This window comes from Staphylococcus sp. KUGN1, from assembly GCF_045984185.1.
Classification (GTDB): Bacteria; Bacillota; Bacilli; order Staphylococcales; family Staphylococcaceae; genus Staphylococcus; species Staphylococcus warneri_A.
In genome coordinates, this window is record NZ_JBJQIL010000001.1 from 738,372 (window position 1) to 762,872 (window position 24,501).

Annotated in this window: 27 protein-coding genes and 1 pseudogene; 17 read left to right on the plus strand and 11 right to left on the minus strand. The window is 30.3% G+C overall.

Translation table 11 applies throughout. From position 1 onward, the window contains the following. Nucleotides 1-37 precede the first annotated feature (37 nt). From ACJQQZ_RS03710 to ACJQQZ_RS03730, 5 genes are all read right to left on the minus strand, one after another. Nucleotides 38-598: an Ltp family lipoprotein gene (locus ACJQQZ_RS03710; protein ID WP_261369314.1), complete on the minus strand. Its 561-nt coding sequence runs from the start codon at nucleotides 596-598 to the stop codon at nucleotides 38-40. Nucleotides 599-793: 195 nt separating this feature from the next. Next, on the minus strand, nucleotides 794-1,282 hold the full coding sequence (locus tag ACJQQZ_RS03715) for a PH domain-containing protein (protein WP_124228339.1): 489 nt from the start codon (nucleotides 1,280-1,282) through the stop codon (nucleotides 794-796). 427 nt (nucleotides 1,283-1,709) lie between these two features. Then, on the minus strand, nucleotides 1,710-1,994 hold the full coding sequence (locus ACJQQZ_RS03720) for a DUF4352 domain-containing protein (RefSeq protein WP_049425275.1): 285 nt from the start codon (nucleotides 1,992-1,994) through the stop codon (nucleotides 1,710-1,712). A gap of 14 nt (nucleotides 1,995-2,008) precedes the next feature. Continuing rightward, nucleotides 2,009-2,458 carry a hypothetical protein gene (locus ACJQQZ_RS03725; RefSeq protein WP_049425276.1) on the minus strand — a complete coding sequence of 150 codons (450 nt, stop codon included), beginning with the start codon at nucleotides 2,456-2,458 and terminating at the stop codon, nucleotides 2,009-2,011. Nucleotides 2,459-2,552: 94 nt separating this feature from the next. Then, nucleotides 2,553-3,578 carry a threonine aldolase family protein gene (locus ACJQQZ_RS03730; protein ID WP_049425277.1) on the minus strand — a complete coding sequence of 342 codons (1,026 nt, stop codon included), beginning with the start codon at nucleotides 3,576-3,578 and terminating at the stop codon, nucleotides 2,553-2,555. 190 nt (nucleotides 3,579-3,768) lie between these two features. Between ACJQQZ_RS03730 and ACJQQZ_RS03735 the strand changes: the two genes are divergently transcribed. The 6 genes from ACJQQZ_RS03735 (at nucleotide 3,769) to ACJQQZ_RS03760 (ending at nucleotide 8,951) form a co-directional block, all read left to right on the plus strand. Then, nucleotides 3,769-3,972, plus strand: a complete 204-nt coding sequence (locus ACJQQZ_RS03735) for a hypothetical protein (protein WP_002451279.1) — start codon at nucleotides 3,769-3,771, stop codon at nucleotides 3,970-3,972. A gap of 30 nt (nucleotides 3,973-4,002) precedes the next feature. After that, the gene (cls, locus tag ACJQQZ_RS03740) at nucleotides 4,003-5,484 is read left to right on the plus strand and encodes a cardiolipin synthase (RefSeq protein WP_145505217.1); all 1,482 of its coding nucleotides are present in this window, start codon (nucleotides 4,003-4,005) and stop codon (nucleotides 5,482-5,484) included. A gap of 162 nt (nucleotides 5,485-5,646) precedes the next feature. Continuing rightward, entirely contained in the window at nucleotides 5,647-6,519 is an 873-nt protein-coding gene (locus ACJQQZ_RS03745) for an ABC transporter ATP-binding protein (protein ID WP_145505220.1), read from the plus strand. Then, the gene (locus ACJQQZ_RS03750) at nucleotides 6,519-7,250 is read left to right on the plus strand and encodes an ABC transporter permease (protein ID WP_049424822.1); all 732 of its coding nucleotides are present in this window, start codon (nucleotides 6,519-6,521) and stop codon (nucleotides 7,248-7,250) included. The genes ACJQQZ_RS03745 and ACJQQZ_RS03750 overlap by 1 nt, the downstream gene beginning before the upstream one ends. Nucleotide 7,251: 1 nt before the next feature. After that, the gene (locus ACJQQZ_RS03755; RefSeq protein ID WP_049424819.1) at nucleotides 7,252-8,352 is read left to right on the plus strand and encodes a sensor histidine kinase; all 1,101 of its coding nucleotides are present in this window, start codon (nucleotides 7,252-7,254) and stop codon (nucleotides 8,350-8,352) included. Continuing rightward, the gene (locus ACJQQZ_RS03760; RefSeq protein ID WP_002451284.1) at nucleotides 8,349-8,951 is read left to right on the plus strand and encodes a response regulator transcription factor; all 603 of its coding nucleotides are present in this window, start codon (nucleotides 8,349-8,351) and stop codon (nucleotides 8,949-8,951) included. Before ACJQQZ_RS03755 ends, ACJQQZ_RS03760 begins: the two co-directional genes overlap by 4 nt. Here ACJQQZ_RS03760 and ACJQQZ_RS03765 read toward each other — a convergent pair whose 3' ends face one another. Beyond that, a complete protein-coding gene (locus tag ACJQQZ_RS03765) occupies nucleotides 8,952-9,116 on the minus strand; it encodes a hypothetical protein (RefSeq protein ID WP_002451285.1) in 165 nt (54 codons plus the stop codon). Nucleotides 9,117-9,309: 193 nt separating this feature from the next. Further along, a complete protein-coding gene (locus ACJQQZ_RS03770) occupies nucleotides 9,310-9,492 on the minus strand; it encodes a hypothetical protein (RefSeq protein WP_002451286.1) in 183 nt (60 codons plus the stop codon). Between the two features lie 133 nt (nucleotides 9,493-9,625). On the opposite strand from ACJQQZ_RS03770, the gene nucI reads away from it, so the two are divergent. Continuing rightward, nucleotides 9,626-10,156, plus strand: a complete 531-nt coding sequence (gene nucI / locus ACJQQZ_RS03775; RefSeq protein ID WP_049424818.1) for a thermonuclease NucI — start codon at nucleotides 9,626-9,628, stop codon at nucleotides 10,154-10,156. Nucleotides 10,157-10,228: 72 nt separating this feature from the next. On the opposite strand, the gene ACJQQZ_RS03780 is transcribed toward nucI, so the two are convergent. Beyond that, nucleotides 10,229-11,089 carry a hypothetical protein gene (locus ACJQQZ_RS03780; protein WP_002451288.1) on the minus strand — a complete coding sequence of 287 codons (861 nt, stop codon included), beginning with the start codon at nucleotides 11,087-11,089 and terminating at the stop codon, nucleotides 10,229-10,231. A gap of 379 nt (nucleotides 11,090-11,468) precedes the next feature. Between ACJQQZ_RS03780 and ACJQQZ_RS03785 the strand changes: the two genes are divergently transcribed. Continuing rightward, entirely contained in the window at nucleotides 11,469-12,068 is a 600-nt protein-coding gene (locus ACJQQZ_RS03785; protein WP_049424816.1) for a hypothetical protein, read from the plus strand. 54 nt (nucleotides 12,069-12,122) lie between these two features. Here the strand turns inward: ACJQQZ_RS03785 and ACJQQZ_RS03790 are convergent. Further along, nucleotides 12,123-13,494, minus strand: a pseudogene (locus tag ACJQQZ_RS03790) (aspartate kinase). A 187-nt stretch (nucleotides 13,495-13,681) separates the two neighbouring features. Here ACJQQZ_RS03790 and ACJQQZ_RS03795 point away from each other — a divergent pair. From ACJQQZ_RS03795 to ACJQQZ_RS03810, 4 genes are read left to right on the plus strand one after another with little or no spacing between them, the layout of a single operon-like run. Next, nucleotides 13,682-14,962 carry a homoserine dehydrogenase gene (locus tag ACJQQZ_RS03795; RefSeq protein WP_145505224.1) on the plus strand — a complete coding sequence of 427 codons (1,281 nt, stop codon included), beginning with the start codon at nucleotides 13,682-13,684 and terminating at the stop codon, nucleotides 14,960-14,962. 5 nt (nucleotides 14,963-14,967) lie between these two features. Continuing rightward, entirely contained in the window at nucleotides 14,968-16,029 is a 1,062-nt protein-coding gene (gene thrC / locus ACJQQZ_RS03800) for a threonine synthase (RefSeq protein ID WP_049424810.1), read from the plus strand. Between the two features lies 1 nt (nucleotide 16,030). Continuing rightward, nucleotides 16,031-16,945 (plus strand): homoserine kinase, encoded by a 915-nt coding sequence (thrB, locus tag ACJQQZ_RS03805; protein WP_145505226.1) that lies wholly within the window; start codon nucleotides 16,031-16,033, stop codon nucleotides 16,943-16,945. Between the two features lie 53 nt (nucleotides 16,946-16,998). Beyond that, nucleotides 16,999-17,802, plus strand: a complete 804-nt coding sequence (locus ACJQQZ_RS03810) for a Cof-type HAD-IIB family hydrolase (RefSeq protein WP_002451294.1) — start codon at nucleotides 16,999-17,001, stop codon at nucleotides 17,800-17,802. A gap of 98 nt (nucleotides 17,803-17,900) precedes the next feature. Here the strand turns inward: ACJQQZ_RS03810 and ACJQQZ_RS03815 are convergent, their stop codons facing one another. Beyond that, nucleotides 17,901-18,215 (minus strand): hypothetical protein, encoded by a 315-nt coding sequence (locus tag ACJQQZ_RS03815; RefSeq protein ID WP_002451295.1) that lies wholly within the window; start codon nucleotides 18,213-18,215, stop codon nucleotides 17,901-17,903. Nucleotides 18,216-18,416: 201 nt separating this feature from the next. Beyond that, the gene (locus tag ACJQQZ_RS03820) at nucleotides 18,417-19,868 is read right to left on the minus strand and encodes an amino acid permease (RefSeq protein ID WP_124224744.1); all 1,452 of its coding nucleotides are present in this window, start codon (nucleotides 19,866-19,868) and stop codon (nucleotides 18,417-18,419) included. A 205-nt stretch (nucleotides 19,869-20,073) separates the two neighbouring features. On the opposite strand from ACJQQZ_RS03820, the gene ACJQQZ_RS03825 reads away from it, so the two are divergent. The 5 genes from ACJQQZ_RS03825 (at nucleotide 20,074) to ACJQQZ_RS03845 (ending at nucleotide 24,453) form a co-directional block, all read left to right on the plus strand. Continuing rightward, the gene (locus tag ACJQQZ_RS03825; protein ID WP_145505229.1) at nucleotides 20,074-21,591 is read left to right on the plus strand and encodes a catalase; all 1,518 of its coding nucleotides are present in this window, start codon (nucleotides 20,074-20,076) and stop codon (nucleotides 21,589-21,591) included. A gap of 78 nt (nucleotides 21,592-21,669) precedes the next feature. Beyond that, nucleotides 21,670-21,819 (plus strand): 50S ribosomal protein L33, encoded by a 150-nt coding sequence (rpmG, locus tag ACJQQZ_RS03830; protein WP_001831295.1) that lies wholly within the window; start codon nucleotides 21,670-21,672, stop codon nucleotides 21,817-21,819. Between the two features lie 188 nt (nucleotides 21,820-22,007). Continuing rightward, a complete protein-coding gene (gene rpsN, locus ACJQQZ_RS03835; RefSeq protein ID WP_002451298.1) occupies nucleotides 22,008-22,277 on the plus strand; it encodes a 30S ribosomal protein S14 in 270 nt (89 codons plus the stop codon). 158 nt (nucleotides 22,278-22,435) lie between these two features. Beyond that, entirely contained in the window at nucleotides 22,436-23,413 is a 978-nt protein-coding gene (gene guaC, locus ACJQQZ_RS03840; protein ID WP_002451299.1) for a GMP reductase, read from the plus strand. 14 nt (nucleotides 23,414-23,427) lie between these two features. Beyond that, on the plus strand, nucleotides 23,428-24,453 hold the full coding sequence (locus ACJQQZ_RS03845; RefSeq protein ID WP_080980119.1) for a CAP domain-containing protein: 1,026 nt from the start codon (nucleotides 23,428-23,430) through the stop codon (nucleotides 24,451-24,453). Nucleotides 24,454-24,501: the final 48 nt, after the last annotated feature.

Below are 24,501 nucleotides of genomic sequence, written 5' to 3' on the forward strand. Positions count from 1 at the left end.
ATGTATATAAAAGGGCAGGAGACCTGCCCAATAGAATCTATTTATATAGATGACCAATTGCGTATTGTGCTTCGGAAGGAGTGAATTGTTCTCCATATTCTGATATTAGTTGGTCATAAATTTCATTCGTAGACAGATTCATATGTTTAACGTATGACTTTGCAGTTTCTAATGCATTAGAATTATAATCTGCTTTTAAATGATCAATAGCATATTGTGCAGCTTCTGGATTGAATTTGTCACCATATTCAGAAGTTAATTGTTTATAGATACCTTTTTTAGATAGGTGCATATGGGTTGAATATACTTCAGCAGAGTTAAGCGCAGCTTTTTCTTCACGTGTATTACTAATATTATCTTGATTATTTGCTGTTTCTGAATTGGTTAAGTCATTTTTGCTTTCATTTTTTGTTTTTGTATTAGATTGGTTAACTAAAATGTCAGTAGATTCATCGTTAGTTTTTACTGTTTCTTTGTTTTTTGAATGATTCTTATCATCATTTTCTTTAAAATTTTCATTGCTTTTTTTCTGCTCATTATGTGTTTTATTTTGCTTAACTGTTTGCTTGTTTTCTTGTGAATTTTCTTCTGAAAACATTCCAAAACTACCAATAAATACTAAAGTTACGATAATTGTTATTAAAATCTTAGCTCATGTTTTCCAATATGTATATTTCTACGTTAAAAATAGAACAACTTGTCAAATAAATATTAAAGATAAAATAATAAACCATGCGTTTTTATACCATTTTGTTGATTCTTGATGCATTTATATACCTCCATAAATTTATAGTTATTTCAAAAGTATTTCTTTCTTTTGATTAAATTCTTCTTCTGTGATGGCGTTCATATCTAGTAATTCTTTCAACAATTTTATTTGCAAAAGTTTTTCTGTTTCAGGATTTTTACTTTCAATTTCAGATGTTTTATTATTCATCATTTTATTAACGTATTTAATAAAATCTTTCACATTATTGTCATTGATAAAACTCATTTTCACTTTATTACCACTAGAATAAAATGTGATAACATGACCAGTGAATTTTTTACTTAGTTCAAAAGTGGAAATTTTATCATAATCAAAGTTTTCATAGTCATATCCACTTAATCTTTTAGCATAAAATATAACTCTATATTCAGTAGCAACTAACACTCCATTTTTGACTGTATCACTACCTAGCATACTTGTTTCATATAATCCTGAAATAGCCTGTACAATTGTTTCATCTTCATGCAAAATTGTATTTTCAACTAAATTTAAATTTTTAACTTTACTTGCCAATTAGCTCACTCCTTGTTTTATTGTTTTAAAATTGGAATTAGAAAATGTATATTTTTAAAAATGGAATCGTGGGGGAATAAATACTTATAGTAGGTTAAATTTAGTAGTATAAAATTAAAATCAAATTTTAAATATGGGTTAGATCATCTGAAATACATGATCAATATTAGAAAGAAATGCTTTCAGTTTGTCAAAAGGAATTAGGAAAGCGATATCATTTTTTATTTGAATACATTTTAATATTATATGTATTATTGGAAAAAAACGAAAATTTGTACTAATTTTATTGCTAAGTGAATTCAAATTCTTAATTTAGAACCGACTACACTTAATTTAACCAAAGTTCTACTTATTAAAGTTGTCCAATTAAGTGTAGAAAGTCTAAATTGAATTATTAATATAGTTATGACACTTTATTGCATAATAATTAGTTTAATGAAACCTTCTCTTTTTCTGTTCCAAATAAACCTGATTGTACTTGTAGCATTAGATTATTTTGTGTAATAACATTTTGATTTACATCAAAAACTATTTTAGCTTGCTTTTTACTTTCTGGGTTGATTTTTTCTCCAAAGAATCCTAAATTATCAGGGGAAATAGCTTGATTGGCAGATAAACTCGCACTACCATCAGCTTGGAATTCCTTACTACCATTAATTAATTTAAAAAATGAATCAGAAATGTTAACAGGTTTATTACTATTGTTTTTCACAGTTACATCTAAGATTAAGTATTCCCCGTTTGCATTTTTTTAAGTCCTGGTGTTCCAACACTTTTTGCAGTACTTTTATCTAGAATAGTAACTTCAATTTTATCAAATTTTAAGGTGTCTCCAATTTTATAATTTGATTTTTCCAATTTATCAACTGGTTTACTTTTAGTTTCATTGCTAGAGTCTTTATTGTCATTTGATTTACTTTTATTTTTATTATTAGAGTCTTTATTATCATTTTGATCACTTTTCGAAACTTGATTATCACCATTTTTCATATCAGTTTTTTCCTGTGTAAAATTAACGATGATCATGCAAGTAATAATAATAGTTATTAATAATTTTACCCAAAGTTTCCAATTAGCATATTTATACATTAAAAATAAGCCTATTGGAAAAAATATTATTAAAAATAATATTATTATACCTGTTTTTTGGTACCAAGGTGTTTTTTCTTGTTGCATATTATTCAGCTCCTACCTATAAATATAAAAATAATTTATTTAATTAATAAACAAACTATTTGTATAGGAATATAACATATTTGATAATTAATTTCTATATCAATTCTAATAATCGATTTACAATTTCTTCAGTTGTGGCCCAACTTGTCGCAAATCTTACAACTCGATGTTGATCATCATATTTTTCCCAAACGGCAAATTTTACTTTTTGTTTTAATTCATTAATTTTATCGTTACTTAAAATGAAGAATTGTTGGTTAGTGGGTGAATCAAAATATAGTCGATATCCTTTTTTAAGGAAACCTTCTTTCATTTTATTGGCCATTTCTATCGCATGGCGGCTAATTTTGAAATATAAATCATCTGTAAATAATTCAAGAAATTGTATGCCGGTTAATCGTCCTTTAGCTAAAAGGGCACCATGATGTTTAATACGTGTCGTAAAATGTTTGGGTTCGTTCTGCTTCGTAAATACAACTGCTTCTCCACATAATGCACCGATTTTAGTTCCACCGATATAAAAAATATCACAGAAATTCGCAACATCTTCAATAGTCATATCTGATTGATCACTCATCAAACCATAACCTAAGCGCGCACCGTCCATAAAAAGGGGGAGATTATGTTTTCGGCAAACGTTAGATAGTGCTTCTAATTCATTTTTTGAATATAATGTACCGTATTCAGTAGGATGGGAAATGTATACCATACCAGGAAAGACCATATGATCACGTTTAAAATCACTATTAAATGTTTCAATATAATCTTCAACACCGTTGGCAGTGATTTTTCCTTCTGATGAAGGGATTGTCAGTACTTTATGTCCACTATATTCGATTGCGCCACCTTCATGTACTGCAACATGACCTGTATCTGCTGAGATAACACCTTCATAGCTTTCTAACATGGAGTTTATCACGACTTGATTTGTTTGCGTACCTCCTACTAAAAAACGAATCGTTGCATCAGGACATTTAATTTTATGTTTAATTTGTTGGATAGCTAGATCCGTAAATTGGTCAAAACCATATCCTGGAGCTTGAATTCGATTTGTTTCAATTAAACGTTGTAAAACTTTTTCATGTGCACCTTCTAAATAGTCATTTTCAAAAGATAACATTTACTTTCCCTCCAATATTACAATGAATTACTTTCCTTAATTAGTTAGATTATTCTGATAACTAAGATGGATGAATATATTATATCTTATTTTAAATATATTTAATTCCTTTTGTCGCTTTCGCTATTTATTGAATTATTTTTGGAAAAGCCGTATCATTTAATCAATAAAAAGAAAAGGGGATTAGAACATGGAACAAATTAAATTTAAGACTTTTACAGAAAGTAGTTTAGAAAAATTAGAAAGTACTTTAAATGAATTTTTAAAATCAGAAGAAGGGGCAAATTATCGTTTGTTAAATGTTACAATTAAACAGACTGAAGAACAAAAGTTTCCAAATATTGAGGAAGATTTCACTGCTTTTGTGACTTTAGTCAAAAATGAGTCAAATTAAAAGATAATATGTCGTTAGGAGTATATGTTTATGGAATTAAAGTTTTCTCATGATTTGGGTATGCTTTTTACGATATTACTTGCAATAGGTTTTGTAATTAATGTTGTTTTAGCATTTATTATTATATTTTTGGAGAGAAACCGACGTAGTGCAAGTTCTACATGGGCGTGGTTATTTGTACTATTTGTATTACCTTTAATTGGTTTTATCCTTTATTTATTCTTTGGACGTACAGTGTCTAAACGTAAGTTGGATAAAAATAATGGTAAAGAATTAGATGCCTTTAATGAACTTATTGATAAACAGATTAAGGATTTTGATGAACACAATTATGGTACTGATAACGAATTAGTAGCGAAACACCATGACCTAGTACGAATGTTACTTATGAATCAAGATGGATTTATTACTGAAAATAACCAACTTGATGTTTTTACAGATGGTCATGAATTATATGATCAAATGTTAGAAGATATTCGAAATGCTAAAGATTATATTCATTTAGAATACTTTGGCTTCGAATTGGATGGCTTAGGTAAACGTATCATCAAAGCATTAGAGGAAAAACTGAAAGAAGGTTTAGAAGTCAAATTATTATATGACGATGTCGGTTCTAAAAAAGTTGGAAGAGCTAATTTTAAACACTTTAATGAATTAGGCGGAGAAGTTGAGGCGTTTTTTGCTTCTAAATTACCTATTATCAATTTTAGAATGAACAACCGTAATCACCGTAAAATTGTAGTCATTGATGGACAAGTTGGCTATATAGGTGGCTTCAACGTTGGTGATGATTATCTTGGTTTAGGTAAATTAGGTTATTGGAGAGATACGCATTTTAGAATTGCTGGAGATGCAGTTGATGGTTTACAAACTCGATTTATGATGGACTGGAATTCACAAGCACATAGACCACAATTCGAATATAACGATAGATATTTCCCGAAAAAGCATGTGCAAGATGGACATGTACCTATGCAAATTGTGGCGAGTAGTCCAGCAGAAGATTGGCATCAAATTGAATTTGGTTATACTAAAATGATTATGAAAGCGAAAAAGTCGATTTATATACAAACGCCTTATTTTATTCCAGATAATTCATATATCAATGCTTTGAAAATGGCAGCAGCGACTGGTATTGAGGTACATTTAATGATTCCTTGTAAGCCAGACCACCCATTTGTTTATTGGGCAACATTTGCGAATGCGGCACAATTATTAGAAAGTGGTGTCCATATTTATACATATGAAAATGGATTCCTACATTCTAAAGTATGTTTAATTGATGATGAGGTCGTGTCAGTCGGTTCAGCAAACATGGACTATAGAAGTTTTGAATTAAACTTTGAGGTTAATGCATTTGTATATGATAAAGAGATAGCTAAAAAAATCAAACAAGCTTATAAAGAAGATATTAAAAAGTCAAAAGAATTAACAATAGAAGGCTATAGAAATCGTTCATTAAAAATTAAAATTAAAGAAGATTTAGCTAAACTTATTTCACCAATTTTATAATAAACAAAAAATCTGTCACTAATGGTGGCAGTTTTATTGTTTATTATAAGTATATTATGTAAACTATGTGACAAATGTCATATCTAAATAATGACAAACGCTACTATTTTGAGTTATACAAACTTGATATTCTGTATTCAACTCAAAAAAGAGGTGGTATAAATGATAAAAATAAATCATTTAAGTAAACAATTTAACGATGTCAATGTACTTGAAAATATTAACTTAAATATAGAAGATGGTATTTGCACGGCACTCATTGGCAAAAATGGGGCAGGAAAATCAACATTAATCGATATTATTATTGGTAATAAAACAATTGAATTTGGTGAAATTATTGATAAACATAGTTTAATTAATAGAAAACAAATGGCTGTTTTATACCAAAAGACACATTTTCCTAAATTAGTAAAAGTAAAAGAGTTATTTAATTTATATTGTAGTTTATATCAAGAGCATATTTCTAAAGAAGAATTTATGAGTATCACTAACTTTGACGAACAATTGTTAAATCAATGGGCTTCAAAGCTTTCTGGTGGTCAACAAAGAATTTTAGATTTTGCCTTAACAGTTACAGGTAGACCAAAGTTACTTATATTAGATGAGCCAACCACTGCAATGAATATTGAAACGAGAGAACATTTTTGGAAAATAATCAATCGATTTAAAAGTGAAGGTATGACCATCTTATATACCACACATTATATAGAGGAAGTAGAAAGAATGGCTGATCAAATTGCTTTATTAGAAAATGGTCATATTAAAATTAAGGGGGATATAAATAAAATAAAGTCTTTAGAAAAAGCATCTTACATATATATTCCACTTAAATATAAAGATGAAGTTCAAAAACTGGCTGTTAATTTTATATTCAAAAAATTAGAACAAAAGTTCGAAATTAAAACAAAACAAGTCAAGGACATATTAATTGAAATGATGAATCAGAATATTGATTTAAATGAAATTGAAATATATAAATCATCTCTATTAGAAGTGATATTTAATAAGTCGAATATCAGTGAGGAGGAAATATAATGCTAATGTCTTATTTTACAATCGAATTTAAAGTTCTACTTAGGAAAAGATTATATTTAATTATGTCCATATGTTTACCACTATTTTTTTATCTTTTATTCACTTCTATATTAGATTTGCCTAAATCTGAAAGAATAATATTTTATAAGGAATATATGTATAGTATGGTAGTATTTAGTTGTATGAACTTTTGTTTGATTTCATTTCCTGTTGATATGATTGAAGAAAGAACAAATGGGTGGTTTAAGCATCTTATGACCACACCTCTCAATATAACGTCATATTATTTGGTTAAAGTTAGTAAGACTACTTTTCAGTTTTTATTAGCTATTGTATTAATATTTGTAGTAGCACATTTTTATAATAACGTAAATATGGAAATGATAAAGTGGATAAAATCTGCAGTTATATTATGGATAGGTGCTAGTTTGTTGTTAACATTAGGTTTAATTATTGCTCAATTTAACGATACTCAAAAAGCAAGCAGTATTGCTAACTTAATAGGTATAGGATTAGCGATTTTAGGAGGTTTATGGTTCCCAACTAACACATTTCCTAATTGGTTACAAACTATTTCTAAATTAACACCTACTTATCATCTTAAACATTTGGCTTATCGTTTAAGTAAAGGTGATAGTCTCGATTTTACCTCTTTTGGAATAATATTTTTTTATAGCGTGATATTTTTAATTATCGCAATACTGATTAATAAACAGAAAGCAGTGGATTAATATGGCAAATGTATCCGTTTGGACAAAAATTGGAACTAGAATAACTCCTTTAATTTATTTGATTTTTCCGATATTAAACCTTATCGATTACAGTATTGACAGACCCAAATTGGAATATTTACTGATTCTAATCATTTTTGCAATTGATTATATCACAATTGTCTTTTACTATAATCACATGAGTGATAAAACACTATATACACTGTTTCTGATTCACTATATATTATTAGATTATTTTGTTATATGTAAACAACCAATGAATGCATTATTTTTCTTCTTTAGTGCATTTGCTATTCCTTTCATGTTGAAAAAAGGATTTAAGTCTAAATATTTTATTACATTTGTTATTGCGATGATAGTAACACTAGGAATCACTTTTATTTTTATAAATGAAGCAACATTACCTCTATCAATTTATTTTGTGGTCATTTTTTTAATGTGTGTAGGGAATATTTATGCTTTAGAAGAGCGTAAAATGAAAGAAAAACTTACAGAACAGAATAAATACATTAATATTCTAATAGCGGAACAAGAAAGATCACGTATAGGACAAGATTTACATGATACGTTGGGTCACGTTTTTGCAAGTTTAACATTAAAATCAGAGCTAGCTATGAAACTGATTAATCAACAACCAACTAAAGCTAGAGATGAAATAGAATCAATCAATGAACTATCAAAAGACACGTTAAAAAAAGTGAGAAATATAATAGAAAATCTTCAAACGCCTTCATTTCTAGAAGAAGTCAAAGCTGTCTCGACAATTTTAAAAGATGCTCAAATTGATTTTGCTTTTTCTAACACACAAATAGTAGCATCTTTAAATCCAGCTAAACAGGCTTTAGTATCCATGATTTTAAAAGAGGCGATAAATAATATAATTAAACATGCTAATGCAACTGAAGTTAAAATTAATTTAAGTGATTATCAAAATTGCATTATTTTAACTATCCAAGATAACGGTATAGGAATGAATAATAAAGATAAAGAAAAGCTTGGTAGTATTCGGAGTAGAGTAAATTATTTAAACGGAGAACTAAATATTGAAAACCACAATGGAACTAAGCTAACAATCTGTGTACCTAGAGGTGAAATGATGTGATTACAATGATTATAGCTGAAGATCAACATATGCTTAGAAAAGCAATGGTACAACTTATAGAATTAAATGATGATTTGAAGGTATTAGCAGATGTAGGAAATGGTAATGAGGCATTAGAGTTAATAAAAACATATAAACCTGATATTGCAATACTAGATATAGAAATGCCAGGTAAGACAGGTATTGAAGTCTTAGCAGAATCTAAAACTTTAAAATTACAGACCAAAATTATTATTGTTACAACTTTTAAAAGACCAGGATATTTTGAAAAAGCTGTAGCAAATGATGTAGATGCATATGTTTTAAAAGAGCGATCCATAGATGAATTAGTAAATACTATTCAGAAGGTAGTTAAAGGGAAGAAAGAATATAGTGATAGCTTGATGACATCATTAATTACGTACACCAATCCATTAACGCACAAAGAACAAGTTGTCTTACGAGAAATCGGTAATGGATTAAGTAGTAAGGATATTGCAGATAAATTATATTTATCAAATGGAACAATACGTAATTATACCTCATCTATTATTGATAAACTTGAAGCAGAAAATCGTTTTGATGCTTGGAAAATTGCCACAAATAATGGGTGGATATAATTAGCTTGGTTGTTTATCAACATGTTCTGAAAGTAATTTTAAAATTTCAATTGCTTTATAAGTTGGTGTTTCAATGCTTAAAGTATGATCGAATGTATGATTTTGGGGTGTTTTAACTTTATAAGTAATTTCATAGCTATCAATGATGCAATCTATAATTTCCATAATTTCCCCCTCCTAAAAATTTTATTAAATTAATTGTTTTATTAATTTTTATATACCACAAATTTTACAAATTATTCCTCTAATATTCACATAAATGTTACAAAATAAATATTTTTTTGAAATGAAAAAAGGCCATTGAATTTGATTTCAATGGCACGCTTTGTTTATTATTGATATTTCATAAAATTAATTGCTATCGTTTTCTTTTTTCCATGAAATTAGTAATTAAATAAACGATAAATCCTACAAAAATCCCTAAAAATAATGCAACTACGGCAGAAACTATAGTTGGGAATTTAAATACAACTTGCATTACAATACCTATTATAACTGCCACAATGACTGCTATAAGTGTGACTCTATTCTCACTAGACATATTGTTAATTCACTCCTATCATTGATTATTATATCATGGTCATGCTTGTTTAAAAATTTTTATTTAGTATTGACGCTATGATTATTATTCATTATGATTAGTCAGGATAAATAAGTAAGAATGGGTGACATCAATGAAATCGAAAAAGTCTTTATCAACACTCGTGTTGGTAATCATAGTTGTTTGTGTATTATTGTTTCAATTTATTAATCATACTGGACCATTTAGTGGATCTAAATCTGAAAATACTAGCACAGAATTAAAAGGAAAGGAAAAAGTCCATATTGATAGGGTAGTTGACGGTGATACATTTGTAGCAAAACAGGGCAACAAAAATATTAAAGTGCGTTTAATTGGTGTTGATACGCCTGAAACAGTTAAACCGAACACACCTGTTCAACCATATGGTAAAGAAGCTTTAAACTATAGTAAGAAAACTTTAACCAATAAAGATGTATATCTTGAATATGATAAAGAAAAAAATGACAGATATGGTAGAACATTAGCATATGTATGGCTAGATAAAGATCATATGTATAATAAAGAACTAATTGAAAAAGGTTTAGCAAGAGAGAAGTACTTTGCGCCAAATGGCAAGTATAGAGATGTATTTAAAAAAGCTCAAAATGAAGCTAAGAAAAACAAAGTTAATATTTGGAGTTAATATGTAATAAAAAGGCCGATACAATTTATGAATATCATTTCATAAATGTATTGGCCTTTTATCATATCAATTTTAATTAAATTGTTGTGTAACTTGTTCAACTTGATCTTTAGTTAGTGGATGTTTAGATAAACTTACTGCATCGCTAATCACTTTTTCAAGTGATGATTTAGTTGAAACTGTGTCTACATATTTGTCGCTTTCTTCAGAACCTTCGATAATATTGACAGTTCCATCATTAAAATAAACCACACCGATACTTTGAATTTTGAAATTAAACTGTGACTCGATTTGGTCTTTTAATGCTTTAGCGTTATTAGCAGCTTGTTGGTATGGATCATAATCATAAAATTCATAAATCACTCGATTATCTTGAAGCATTTCAATGAATGTATAGACACCTTCACGAGTAGTATTGAATTGTTTATGATACTGTTCACTAATATAATGTCCAACTATTTTATCTCTATTTAGAGGTTGTTGGTCTAAATTAATATGCTTATCAGGCACATCAAAATGATAGAAAGTTTTTTGGTTCCAATGTTTAACATCAACATTGATTAAACCGACATCAGTAACAATAATGAAATCAAATGATCTTACATAATCAAATAATGGATGTTTAGTGGCAAGGTTACTCGTTGCTATAATGTTATATACATTTAATTGACCACTTTCCACAAATTGATCTAAGATACCTCGTAAATCACGCTTCGCATTTTTGAATGCATGTGGGCTAATGCCTTTGTTGGTACTTAGCATTTGATTTTTTAAAGAAAGATTTTCCTCACTTAAAGCTGAATTTTTGGCTACGATTTGATTTTTTGCATATTCTTCAGTTTCAACTCTACTTTTTAAATACTGTTGATTCAAGAAAAATGCGATAATCAAAACAATGATGATAATTATTAGAATTATCGATAAAGTTGACATAATTTTCACCCGAATCTATTTAGATTTAAACAGTAATGCATATGTATGATAGTGATATGAAATATTAATTTTTATGAAAAAGAAAATAATATATATAATCAAAATCACACAATTGATAACTCAATATTGATTATAAACTTACATTTAATGATGTTCAATCTATTGTAAGTGAAATTAAGAATAATATTTGAAATTTTAACGTTATAGACACTTTTAATAAATAACCATTGGAGTAACCACCAATTAAGATAAAATAATAAAAATTTATCAAGATATTAAATATAATTTTTACTAATTGTTCACAAATAATCAATTGAAAAAGATGTAGCTAGAAGGTATAATATAGAGTATGAAAGCGTTTACTAAGAAGGTGGTGTACATGTATATGGAAGAACATTCAAATACTCAAACTTTAGTTGAAGCATTAATTCAATCATCATCACAATCTTTCAAATTTCATGGTGTTGTAGCAATGCAGTTATTTTTAAGTGATGACCTTGAACTACCTTCAAAAGTAGATATTTGTGTAGAACGAAAAAAGTTAATAGATGTTGTCAAAGCTATACCTAATTATTTTAATGTTCGCCTTTTTAATAAAGCTGGTGAATGTTCCGATAGTCATAACATGTCATTAAAAGAAATTACACATGCAAATGTTTATGATGAAGAGCGTCAAATTATGGAGATTTTTGTATATGATGTTGTGAATGATGAGTGGATATTTAGGTTGAATTCCCAAATTCGTTTGCCTAAGAATAATATTTATTTCCATTCATTAAATTATGATGTGGATTATATTAAACCGGAAATCGTACTGATGTATGATTTATTAGATAACCAAAACTATCATCAATTCTCGAATTATAAAAAAGTAATTGATTCATTGAGTTACTATCAATTTTTCATTCTTAAACTTGTTGTGGGTGAAAAAAGAATTAAAGAAGCTATTTTAAATAATAAAAAGATATTAGAAGCTTAAAAGCAACTTTCTAAAGGACTAGATTTTGTCCTATTTAGAAAGTTGCTTTTTTAATTAATCTTTTATGCAAACACCATGATAACAGAATTCATATGTTGCTCTTACAGCTTTTTCTGCGTCTTCTAATTTGATACCAAACATCATTGAAATTTCAGATGCCCCTTGGTTAATCATTTTTAAATTAATATTAGATTCTGCAAGTGCATGGGTAATTTTACTGGCAGTACCAATAACTCTATTCATTCCTTCACCAACAATCATTAAAATTGCAAGGTCGTGATCGATACTCAATTCATCAACATCACAATGTCTTTGTATATCGTTTAGTACACGACTTTCTACATCTCTTATTTGGTCAGAGCGCATGACAAGACTGATATTATCTATACCTGAAGGCATATGATCAAATGAAATATTATAATCTTCAAGAACACCTAAAATCTTTCTTGTGAAACCAACTTGTCTGTTCATCAAGTATTTTTTGATATTAATAACAGTAAAATCTTTATCACAACTAATACCACTTATAACATTTTTAGAATTGATTTTCCTATCATGTAAGATAAATGTGCCTTTATCTTCAGGACGGTTTGTATTCTTAATAACAACAGGGATGCGGTCTTTATGTAAAGGTTGTAGCGCCTCATCATGGAATACACTAAAACCAGCGTATGAAAGTTCACGCATTTCTCTATAAGTTATTTCTTCGATAATTTCAGGATTTTTAATAATGTTAGGATTTGCCTTGAATATACCAGATACATCTGTAAAGTTCTCATATAGGGATGCTTTAACACCTCGAGCAATAATAGCACCCGTAATATCTGAGCCACCTCTAGGAAAAGTAACTATAAAATTATGTTTGGAAACGCCAAAGAATCCAGGAATGATTAATTTCTCTTTGTAATCATTTAATTTGAATATTTGTTCATAGGCAGAATCTAAAATTTGAGCTTGTTTAGGTAAATCAGTGACTAAAATACCTGCATCTTTCGGTGAAATATATTTAGTAGGAACACCTTGGCTATTGTTGTAAGTTGCGATAAGTTGTGCATTAAAGTCTTCGCCGCATGACACAATAGCATCATAAAGACGTGCAGGTTTATCTTTAAGTTCACGGATGGATATGTTTTTCCAAAGTTTCATCAATTGTAGTAAGAATATCACGGTCCATATCTAATTCTTCAACAATATCTGCATAACGTTGAATAATCTCATGCTTTTTATGTTGATAGTCAATGTTGTTGATGACTTTTTCATATAAACGAATGAGTAAGTCAGTCGTTTTAATATCATCACTTGAACGTTTTCCTGGAGCAGAAACGATAATAATCTTACGTTCTGGATCATCATTAACAATTTTTAATACTTTTTTAATTTGCTTGGCGTTAGAGACTGAACTGCCTCCAAATTTAGCTACTTTTATAATAAAACAACCTTTCTAAAAAATCAGAAAATTTTATTTAGTTTTTCGGTGGAGCGTGGTACTATAAAGTTATATTTTCATTATTGTGAACTTTACAAAAATTAAGAATAATTCTATACTATACCATCATATAGTATTTTTCAACGATACATTTGTTTTTCTCAAGTGAACAAGGAGGTACAGCAACATGAAGGAATTAAATATTGCATTACTTGGCTTAGGTACTGTAGGATCAGGCGTTGTTAAAATTATTGAAGAGAATAGGCAACAAATTAAAGATACGCTCAATAAAGATATTGTTATCAAACATATACTTGTTCGTGACAAATCTAAGAAACGTCCATTAAATATTAGTCAATATCACTTAACTGAAGATGTAAATGAAATTTTAAATGATGACACTATTGATATTGTTGTGGAAGTTATGGGAGGCATTGAACCTACAGTTGATTGGTTACGTAGTGCTTTAAAGAATAAAAAACATGTCATTACTGCGAATAAAGATTTATTAGCAGTACATTTAAAATTACTTGAAGATTTGGCAGAAGCTAACGGTGTTGCTTTAAAATTTGAAGCTAGTGTTGCAGGTGGTATTCCTATTGTGAATGCAATTAATAATGGTTTGAATGCCAATAATATATCTAAATTTATGGGGATTTTAAATGGAACATCAAACTTTATTCTTTCAAAGATGACTCAAGATCAAACAACATTTGAAGATGCACTTGAGGAAGCTAAGCGTCTAGGTTTTGCTGAAGCTGATCCAACAGACGATGTAGATGGTGTAGACGCCGCTAGAAAAGTAGTAATTACGTCTTATCTATCATTTAACCAAGTGATTAAACTTAATGATGTTCAATTGACAGGTATTAGAAATACGACATTAAGTGATATCAATGCGGCAAAGGCACTAGGATATAAAATTAAATTGATTGGTAAGGGAACTTATAATAATGGAAAGGTTAATGCATCCGTAGAACCTACTTTGATCGATGAAAAGCATCAACTTGCGGCAGTTGAAAATGAGTATAATGCCATTTATGTCATTGGTGATGCTGTAGGCGAAACAATGTTTTATGGTAAAGGTGCAGGTAGTTTAGCTACAGGCAGTGCTGTAGTGAGTGATTTACTGAATGTTGCTTTATTCTTTGAATCAAATTTACATACGCTACCACCTCATTTTGAATTGAAAACTGAAGAGACAAGAGAAATGATGGATAATGAAGAAGCTGTTCTTGTTCAAGAAAAGTTAAACTTTTATGTAGTGCTTAAATCTCAAGCACAGTCTGAAGAAAAGTTAGAAAAAGAGCTTAAATCACATTTACCATTCCATAAATCATTAAAGGTAACTAAGCGTGACGCAGATACGTATGCAATAGTAATTTTAGGATTAGATCAATCACCTGAACAATTATTAAATGATGCAGGATTTGATGTTAATAAAGTTTATCCAGTAGAAGGGGTTTAATACTTATGAAAAGATGGCAAGGTTTAGTTAGAGAATTTGAAACATATTTACCTGTAAATGATCAAACACCTCAATTAACGTTGAATGAAGGTAATACACCGTTAATTTATTGTGCAAATATGTCGGAAATGCTTGGAATTGAATTATACGTGAAATATGAAGGGGCGAACCCAACAGGTTCTTTTAAAGATAGAGGCATGGTTATGGCTGTAACTAAAGCAAAAGAACAAGGTAAAAAAATTGTTATTTGTGCGTCAACAGGGAATACGTCAGCATCTGCAGCGGCATATGCAGCGAGAGCAGGATTAAAAGCAATAGTAGTTATTCCTGAAGGTAAAATTGCTTTAGGTAAATTATCACAAGCAGTAATGTATGGTGCGGAAATCGTATCTATCGAAGGAAATTTTGATGAAGCTTTAGAAATAGTAAAAGAAATTGCTAAAAATGGCGATATTGAATTGGTGAACTCTGTTAATCCATTTAGAATAGAAGGGCAGAAAACGGGTGCCTTTGAGTTAGTAGAACAACTTGACGGAGAAGCGCCAGATATTTTGGCGATTCCAGTTGGGAATGCAGGTAACATAACTGCATATTGGAAAGGTTTCAAGGAATATCATGAGAAAAAAGGTAGTCAACTACCACAATTATTTGGTTTCCAAGCAGAAGGCGCGTCACCAATCGTTCAAAATAAGGTCATTAAAAATCCAGAAACAGTCGCTACTGCTATTCGTATTGGAAATCCTGCGAGTTGGGAGAAAGCGACTAATGCACTAAACGAATCAAATGGCTTAATTGATAGTGTGACAGATGAAGAAATCTTAGAAGCTTATCAAATGATGACATCTAAGGAAGGGGTATTCAGTGAACCTGCTAGTAATGCCTCAATTGCAGGTTTAATTAAATTAAAACGTGCTGGTCGCTTACCACAAGGCAAAAAAGTTGTAGCTGTTTTAACAGGAAACGGTTTGAAAGATCCAGACACAGCTATTTCTTTACTAGACAACCCAATTCAACCACTTCCTAATGATAAAGAAAGCATCATTCAGTATATTAAAGGAGCTTTATAATATGGAAGCTATGTTAAAGTTGAAAATTCCCGCTTCAACTGCAAATTTAGGTGTTGGATTTGATTCAATTGGTATGGCATTAAATAAATATTTTCATATGAACGTCAAAGCAATTCAAGGTGATAATTGGGAATTTAACTACTTTAATGAAGAATTAGAGTGTTTACCAAAGGATAAGTCCAATTATATTTATCAGGTCGCTCAAAAAGTTGCTAATAAATATGATGTAGAGTTACCAGCGTTAAGTATCGATATGAGAAGTGATATACCTTTAGCAAGAGGTTTAGGTTCTTCAGCTTCAGCGTTAGTAGGTGCACTCTATATTGCTAACTATTTCGGAAATATTCAATTATCTCAGTATGAATTACTTCAACTTGCAACTGAGTTTGAAGGTCATCCTGATAATGTAGCGCCTACTATATATGGTGGATTAATTTCTGGTTATTATAATCCAGATACTAAAGTGACAGATGTTGCACGTATTGATGTACCTAAAGTAGATATCATACTAACAATACCACCTTATGAACTTAAAACTGAAGATTCTCGTCAAGCATTACCAAATACTTTTTCACATTCTAATGCAGTAAGAAATAGTGCAATCAGTAATACAATGATCTGTGCATTAATACAACACAAATATGAATTAGCTGGAAAAATGATGGAACAAGATGGTTTTCATAAACCCTATCGTCAACATTTAATTCCAGAATTTGCAACAATTAGACAAATTTCTAAAGCACACAATGCATATGCAACTGTCATTAGTGGTGCGGGACCAACAGTATTAACGATGAGTCCACGTGAACATAGTGGTGAAATAGTAAGAACTTTAAAGAAAGACATGTCACATTGTATCTCAGAATTAGTGACTATCAATGAAGTTGGTGTCATTGAAGAAGTAGTGTACCAGTGAGCTTGTTTTGATGTAAAATATAGATAAGTCATTGAAAGGAGATTCGAAATAACATGAGTAAATATAAAGTAATCGTAATGGATATGGATGACACACTAATGAATAGTGAGAATCAAGTATCTCCAGAAACACAATCTTATCTTATTGATATTCAAGACAAAGGATATAAAGTTGTTTTAGCTTCAGGAAGACCAACTGAAGGGATGTTACCTGTAGCAAGAACATTGAAATTAAATGAACATGAAAGTTATATTATTAGTTATAACGGTGGTAAAACAATTAATATGACTACAGAACAAGTAGAAGTAAGTCAAAGCGTATCTAAAGAAAATTTTGACGCGATTGTAGATTATTGCCGTGAAAAAGGCTTTTTAGTATTAACTTATGACGAAGGTTATATTATTTATGATGGCGATCATGAATACATGAATATTGAATCAGAATTAACTGGTCTACCGATGAAACGTGTGGAAGATATTAAATCTTATATTACACATAGTGTGCCAAAAGTTATGGGCGTCGATTATGTAGGTAATATTACTGAAGCGCGTATCGACTTGAATGGTTTCTTTAATGAGGACATTGATGTTACTACAAGTAAGCCCTTCTTTTTAGAGTTTATGGCAAGAGATGTTTCAAAAGGTAATGCTATTACAGCATTATGTAAAAAACTAGATATTTCACTTGAAGAAGTGGTTGCATTTGGTGATAGTTTAAATGATCAATCCATGTTAGAGGTTGTTGGTCATGCCGTAGCTATGGGTAATGCAAGTGACGAATTAAAAAATATTGCGGATGAAGTAACTTTAGATAATAATTCTAATGGCATTCCACATGCTTTAAAACGTCTTTTATAATTAAATAGACCTAGGTATCTTGATGGTAACGCGATAACATATTTACTAACATGTTATCGATGTATACCAAGGACAAGTTACCTAAGTCTTTTTTTAGATTATTTTGCTGTGTGTGTCCAATCATTTTTGCCTTTATAGCGCTTAACATGTGCATAAACTTGATCCGCAGCATAATCAAGGTTTGTATAAACAGTTATAGTAAATGCTGATTGGTTTTCTTGAAACTTTTCTTCTAAAAATACTTCTTTAAGATGTGTAAATAAGTTGTTCATTTGGTCGTGATTCAAACTTGGATATTCTCGCAATGTATTCTTAACGAGTTGACCATTTTTTTCTTCTAAAGATTGCACGACAATAACAAAACGTTCGTCACTTTTAATCACATCATCGAACAAATTTGTTTGACCAATCATTGAAACCACCTCATAAGCCATTTTTCTTAACTTTATTATACATGATATTTTGTTTGCAGAAAATAAACTTTAATTATAAAACAATAGTAATTTATTAATTGTTGCGCGTTCATTTTGACAAAATAAAATACACCTTTCAATTAAAATTAGTTAAACAAATCAATTGAAAGGTGTAATGAATATTAATCATTTTAATGACTTTTAATTATTTTTGAAAATATGAGAACTTAAATCCATTTCTTCAAGTTTGACAAACTTCGTTTTCTTAATCATTTTATGAACAAAGAAGATAATTGCTAGGATTAGAATAGGTGCAAAGTTTCTAATCACACTAATCCAATCACCAGAAGCAATGCTTCCGAAAGAACTACCAAATAATAAGAATAATAATGTAGCAATTACAACTATAGGACCGAATGGATAAAACGGTGCTTTATATGGTAATAATTCATTAGCATCTTTACCTTGTTTTTTAATAGCACGACGCACTCTTATTTGTGCCCAAATACTAGAGCCCCAAACAATGATGACCATCGAACCAATAATGTTTAATAAATTAAATACAGCATTAGAATTAAAATTAGCATATATTACTACAGCTACTACTAATAAATAAGTTATTAGAATAGATCTAATCGGTAATTTAGTAGCTTTATTTAATTTGTTGAAAAATTGTGGTGCTTGTTTATCAACACTTAGTGAATAAAGCATTCTGCTTGTTGTATAAATACCTGAGTTTGCAGCTGATAATAATGAAGTTAAAATAACTGCATTAATGACTGAAGCAGCAAAAGCAATACCTATACGGTCAAATACGATTGTAAATGGACTTTGAGTAACAGATTGACTTTCATTTAATAGTAATGGATCAGTATATGGGATTATTGCAGCGATAACTGCTATAGATAATACATAGAATAATAAAATTCTCCAAAATACTTGTTTAATCGCTCTAGGCATTGATTTACTTGGATCACTTGATTCTCCAGCTGTGACTGCAACAACTTCTGTACCACCTACAGAAAAGCCAGCAACTAATAAAACACTTAAGATACCTGAGATACCACCTACAAAAGGTGCTTCTCCTTTAGTATAATTTTCAAATCCATAAGAATGTCCACCTAAAATACCAAAAATCATCAAAATACCAAAAACTATAAATACAATAATTGTGACTACTTTAATTAGTGATAACCAAAACTCTGTTTCACCAAATGCTTTTACTGAGAAGATATTTAGTAGTAAAAGTAACGTAATAAATATCAAGCTCCAAGCTAAGGGACTAAAGAAATTAAAAGCATCCCAAAACTTTAACACATTTGCTGCAACAATAACGTCTACACTTGTTACAAGGGTCCACATTCCCCAATATAACCAGCCCATGGTAAAACCTAATGACGGATCAACAAATCGTGTAGAGTAAGAACTAAATGAACCAGATACTGGATAGAAAGTAGCTAATTCACCAATAGACGCCATTAAAAAATAAAGCATGATACCAATTAACAGGTAAGCAAGAATAGCGCCGCCAGGTCCAGCTTCGGAAATGACACTACCTGTGGCCACAAACAAACCAGTTCCGATTGCACCACCTATAGCAATCATGGTTATGTGTCTGGAGGTTAAACCTCTCTTCATATTATTATCTTCCATATACTGTCTCCCATCTATTTTAAATATATCCATCATTTTAATTCTTTTATACTTACTATTCAATAGTAATTTAGCACTTTAAAGCAAAATATTCAAATTTTCTGATAATTATCTAAGAAAAGGCGTTTAAGTTTCATTCATTTAGGGGATACTTTATAATGGATACTATATTATAATAATTCTAATTTAAGTGGAGGGGAATTTAATGTCTAAACAAGACGGCAAGTTAACAGGTTTATTCGGCGCACCCGTGTCTGATAGAGAAAATAGTATGACAGCAGGTCCAAGAGGTCCACTTTTAATACAGGATATTTACTTCTTAGAGCAAATGTCACATTTTGATCGTGAAGTGATTCCTGAAAGACGTATGCATGCTAAAGGTTCTGGTGCATTTGGAACATTTACAGTCACTAACGATATTACACAATATACAAGTGCTAAAATGTTTTCCGAAGTAGGTAAACAAACTGAAATGTTCGCAAGATTTTCTACTGTATCTGGTGAAAGAGGTGCAGCAGATGCTGAGAGAGACATTCGTGGATTTGCTTTGAAATTCTATACTGAAGACGGAAACTGGGATTTAGTTGGTAATAATACGCCTGTATTCTTCTTTAGAGACCCTAAATTATTCGTAAGTTTAAATAGAGCAGTTAAAAGAGACCCAAGAACAAATATGAGAAGTGCACAAAATAACTGGGATTTCTGGACAGGATTGCCAGAAGCATTACATCAAGTGACAATTTTAATGTCTGATAGAGGTATTCCAAAAGATTTACGACATATGCATGGATTCGGTTCACACACATATTCTATGTACAATGATAAAGGTGAACGCGTATGGGTTAAATATCATTTTAGAACACAACAAGGCATTGAAAATTTAACAGATGAAGAAGCGGCTAACGTGATTGCTACGGATCGTGATTCATCACAACGTGATTTATATAATGCGATTGAAAATGGCGATTATCCTAAATGGAAAATGTATATTCAAGTAATGACAGAAGAACAAGCAAGAAATCATAAAGATAACCCATTTGATTTAACAAAAGTTTGGTACCATGGTGATTATCCATTAATTGAAGTTGGAGAATTTGAATTAAACCGCAATCCTAATAACTACTTCCAAGATGTTGAACAAGCTGCTTTTGCACCTACAAACATCGTTCCAGGTCTAGACTATTCACCAGACAAAATGTTACAAGGTCGTTTATTCTCTTATGGTGATGCTCAACGTTATAGATTAGGAGTTAACCATTGGCAGATACCAGTTAACCAACCTAAAGGTGTAGGTATTGAAAATTTATGTCCATTTAGTCGTGATGGACAAATGCGTATATTAGATGATAACCAAGGTGGCGGACCTCATTATTATCCAAATAATCAAGGTGTGTATGATTCTCAACCAGAATTTAAAAAGCCACCATTCCCAGCTGATGGTGATGGTTATGAATATAACCAACGTCAAGATGATGATAACTACTTTGAACAACCAGGTAAGTTATTTAGATTACAATCAGATGAAGCCAAAGAGAGACTCTTTACTAATACAGCAAATGCGATGGATGGTGTGACTGAGGATGTTAAACGACGTCATATTCGTCATTGTTATAAAGCAGATCCAGATTATGGTAAAGGTGTTGCTAAAGCATTAGGTATTGATATTAATTCAATCGATTTAGAAGGTGAGCAAGACGAAACTTATGAGAATTTTAAAAATTAAAAGTTAAGATTGCGCACTGAAGATTTATATGATAGAATTTTAAATCGTAAGTATTCCTAACTAGAAAGGGTGTTGAACGTGCGCGTAAATATCACATTAGCATGCACAGAATGTGGCGATCGTAACTATATCACTACTAAAAATAAAAGAAATAATCCTGAGCGTATTGAAATGAAAAAATATTGCCCAAGATTAAACAAATATACGTTACATCGTGAAACTAAATAATCACTTATCTTTCAAATACGACAATTTGAAATGCGAAAAGATCTTTTTCTTAATCGAAAAAGGTCTTTTTTTAATAAAGAAAGTCAACAATTTACTTAGCTAAGGAAATTTCAAGGTTGCAAAAATCAAAATACGTGTTATTATATAAAACGTAATAATTACGATTAGTAAAAAGAGAGGTAATAAGAATGGCTAAGAAATCAAAAATCGCAAAAGAACAAAAAAGACAAGAATTAGTAGATAAATATTTTGAATTACGAAAAGAACTTAAAGCTAAAGGTGATTATGAAGCTTTAAGAAAATTACCACGTGATTCATCACCTACACGTTTAACGCGTAGATGTAAAGTGACTGGACGTCCAAGAGGTGTATTGAGAAAATTTGAAATGTCACGTATCGCATTTAGAGAACATGCTCATAAAGGACAAATACCAGGTGTGAAAAAATCAAGTTGGTAAAACTCGTACTAAAGTCCATTTACAAGAACAATAAAACAATGTAAAGTAAGTAAGGATAATATTTTTCTGAATAAAGCAACTGATTTTGTTTTGATTATTCGGATTTTAGCTATTTATCCCAAAATATATTGTTTTTATAAAGGGGCTTTTAGATTAATATGAAAATATTTGATTATGAAGACATACAACTAATACCAAACAAATGTATTGTTGAAAGTAGATCTGAATGTGATACATCAATTCAATTTGGTCCACGTTCATTTAAACTTCCAGTTGTACCAGCTAACATGCAAACGGTTATGAATGAAGATTTAGCACAATGGTTTGCAGAAAATGACTATTTTTATATCATGCATCGATTTAATGAAGCAGCTAGAATTCCGTTTATCAAAAAAATGCAAAGTAATCATTTATTTGCATCTATTTCAGTTGGTGTAAAAAAAACCGAGTTTGAATTTATTGAACAACTCGCAAATGAAGAAATAACACCTGAATATATTACAATCGATATTGCACATGGACATTCTGATTCTGTCATTAATATGATTAAGCATATTAAATCATATTTACCTAATTCATTTGTTATTGCAGGTAATGTAGGAACACCAGAAGGCGTTAGAGAATTGGAAAATGCCGGTGCTGATGCAACGAAGGTAGGTATCGGACCTGGTCGAGTTTGTATAACTAAAATTAAGACAGGATTTGGTACAGGTGGTTGGCAATTAGCTGCACTTAATTTATGTAGTAAAGCAGCTCGAAAGCCATTGATTGCTGATGGTGGTATACGAACTCACGGTGATATTGCTAAATCAATCCGTTTCGGGGCTTCAATGGTTATGATTGGTTCATTGTTTGCAGCACACGAAGAATCACCGGGAGAAACAGTTGAACTCGAAGGTAAACGCTATAAAGAATATTTTGGTAGTGCTTCCGAATTCCAAAAGGGCGAACATAAAAACGTTGAAGGTAAAAAGATGTTTGTAGAACATAAGGGATCATTGAAAGATACTTTAAAAGAAATGCAACAAGATTTACAAAGCTCTATTTCTTATGCGGGTGGAAAAGATTTAAAATCACTTCGCACAGTAGATTATGTGATTGTTAGAAATTCAATCTTTAACGGAGATAGAGACTAAGTATCTTATGGTAGGTGACTACAATTAAAAAGTTTCTCGTATTTTTTGTCGCATGTTTATGTTTAGTGATTTTTCTGCCACTGAATGAGTTAAAGCCACTTGAAAAACTTCAAATAGAAGTTAGGCAACAGATAGATCATTGGGCATTTGGAGATTCTAATGAAGAAGATATAAGTTTGGATGTTCCAAATAAACAAGAGTTTGCTATTAATAATGTTCAAATGAATATGTCAAAAAAAGAAGTAGAAGATAAATTAGGTAAAGAAAAGCGCATCACTTCTAATGAATATGGTACCAACTGGTATACGTATTACGATGATGATTATAACCAATTTGTCATGATTAGTTATATTAAAGATAGAGTAAACGGTATGTATACTAATCAAAACTTAATTTCTTCTCAGTCTAAAATAAAATATGCGACACCTAAAAACAAGGTGAGAGATCGTTTAGGTAAACCTCTTGATGAGATAAAAAAAGGGAATAAGCGATTCGAAATTAAAAATGATGAATATGATGTATTTCACAAAAAGCATATTTATACTACAGTTTTCTATGATAAACATGAAAAGAATGGTGTCACTGCGTTATATCAAGTAAGTGACGAAATGGAAAATAGGCTTCAAGAGCAATATGGTGCACCTTCTAAATCTTTAGAAAAAAGTTTTGAATTACAGGATTTTGATATCGTTAATGCAGAAAGAAAGCAAAGACAATTATCAACATTAAGTTATTCTAAATCCATTTCTGACACTGCTAGAAAGCATAGCCAAGATATGGTAGAAAATAGTTATTTTGATCATACTGATTTAAATGGAAAATCGCCATTTGACCGATTGAAAGCAGATCATCATGATTTTAATGCAGCTGGAGAAAATCTAGCCTATGGACAACAAAATAGTATATATGCTCACGAAGGATTAATGAATTCATTAGGGCACAGAAAAAACATACTAAATGATAGCTTTTCAACTTTAGGTGTAGGCGTCGATTTTAATGATCAACGACAACCATATTGGACAGAAAATTATACTGGTTAATCGTTTAAAACAATATATGTTGGGGTACTAATTAGTTGTAAGGAAGTA

Bases quoted from the DNA above. Each gene is read 5' to 3' on its own strand.
- ACJQQZ_RS03710 (WP_261369314.1), bottom strand. From the start codon at position 598: ATGTTTTCAGAAGAAAATTCACAAGAAAACAAGCAAACAGTTAAGCAA.
- ACJQQZ_RS03725 (WP_049425276.1), bottom strand. From the start codon at position 2,458: ATGCAACAAGAAAAAACACCTTGGTACCAAAAAACAGGTATAATAATA.
- ACJQQZ_RS03730 (WP_049425277.1), bottom strand. From the start codon at position 3,578: ATGTTATCTTTTGAAAATGACTATTTAGAAGGTGCACATGAAAAAGTT.
- ACJQQZ_RS03735 (WP_002451279.1), top strand. From the start codon at position 3,769: ATGGAACAAATTAAATTTAAGACTTTTACAGAAAGTAGTTTAGAAAAA.
- cls (WP_145505217.1), top strand. From the start codon at position 4,003: ATGGAATTAAAGTTTTCTCATGATTTGGGTATGCTTTTTACGATATTA.
- ACJQQZ_RS03745 (WP_145505220.1), top strand. From the start codon at position 5,647: ATGATAAAAATAAATCATTTAAGTAAACAATTTAACGATGTCAATGTA.
- ACJQQZ_RS03750 (WP_049424822.1), top strand. From the start codon at position 6,519: ATGCTAATGTCTTATTTTACAATCGAATTTAAAGTTCTACTTAGGAAA.
- ACJQQZ_RS03755 (WP_049424819.1), top strand. From the start codon at position 7,252: ATGGCAAATGTATCCGTTTGGACAAAAATTGGAACTAGAATAACTCCT.
- ACJQQZ_RS03765 (WP_002451285.1), bottom strand. From the start codon at position 9,116: ATGGAAATTATAGATTGCATCATTGATAGCTATGAAATTACTTATAAA.
- ACJQQZ_RS03770 (WP_002451286.1), bottom strand. From the start codon at position 9,492: ATGTCTAGTGAGAATAGAGTCACACTTATAGCAGTCATTGTGGCAGTT.
- nucI (WP_049424818.1), top strand. From the start codon at position 9,626: ATGAAATCGAAAAAGTCTTTATCAACACTCGTGTTGGTAATCATAGTT.
- ACJQQZ_RS03780 (WP_002451288.1), bottom strand. From the start codon at position 11,089: ATGTCAACTTTATCGATAATTCTAATAATTATCATCATTGTTTTGATT.
- ACJQQZ_RS03785 (WP_049424816.1), top strand. From the start codon at position 11,469: ATGTATATGGAAGAACATTCAAATACTCAAACTTTAGTTGAAGCATTA.
- ACJQQZ_RS03795 (WP_145505224.1), top strand. From the start codon at position 13,682: ATGAAGGAATTAAATATTGCATTACTTGGCTTAGGTACTGTAGGATCA.
- thrC (WP_049424810.1), top strand. From the start codon at position 14,968: ATGAAAAGATGGCAAGGTTTAGTTAGAGAATTTGAAACATATTTACCT.
- thrB (WP_145505226.1), top strand. From the start codon at position 16,031: ATGGAAGCTATGTTAAAGTTGAAAATTCCCGCTTCAACTGCAAATTTA.
- ACJQQZ_RS03810 (WP_002451294.1), top strand. From the start codon at position 16,999: ATGAGTAAATATAAAGTAATCGTAATGGATATGGATGACACACTAATG.
- ACJQQZ_RS03815 (WP_002451295.1), bottom strand. From the start codon at position 18,215: ATGATTGGTCAAACAAATTTGTTCGATGATGTGATTAAAAGTGACGAA.
- ACJQQZ_RS03820 (WP_124224744.1), bottom strand. From the start codon at position 19,868: ATGGAAGATAATAATATGAAGAGAGGTTTAACCTCCAGACACATAACC.
- ACJQQZ_RS03825 (WP_145505229.1), top strand. From the start codon at position 20,074: ATGTCTAAACAAGACGGCAAGTTAACAGGTTTATTCGGCGCACCCGTG.
- rpsN (WP_002451298.1), top strand. From the start codon at position 22,008: ATGGCTAAGAAATCAAAAATCGCAAAAGAACAAAAAAGACAAGAATTA.
- guaC (WP_002451299.1), top strand. From the start codon at position 22,436: ATGAAAATATTTGATTATGAAGACATACAACTAATACCAAACAAATGT.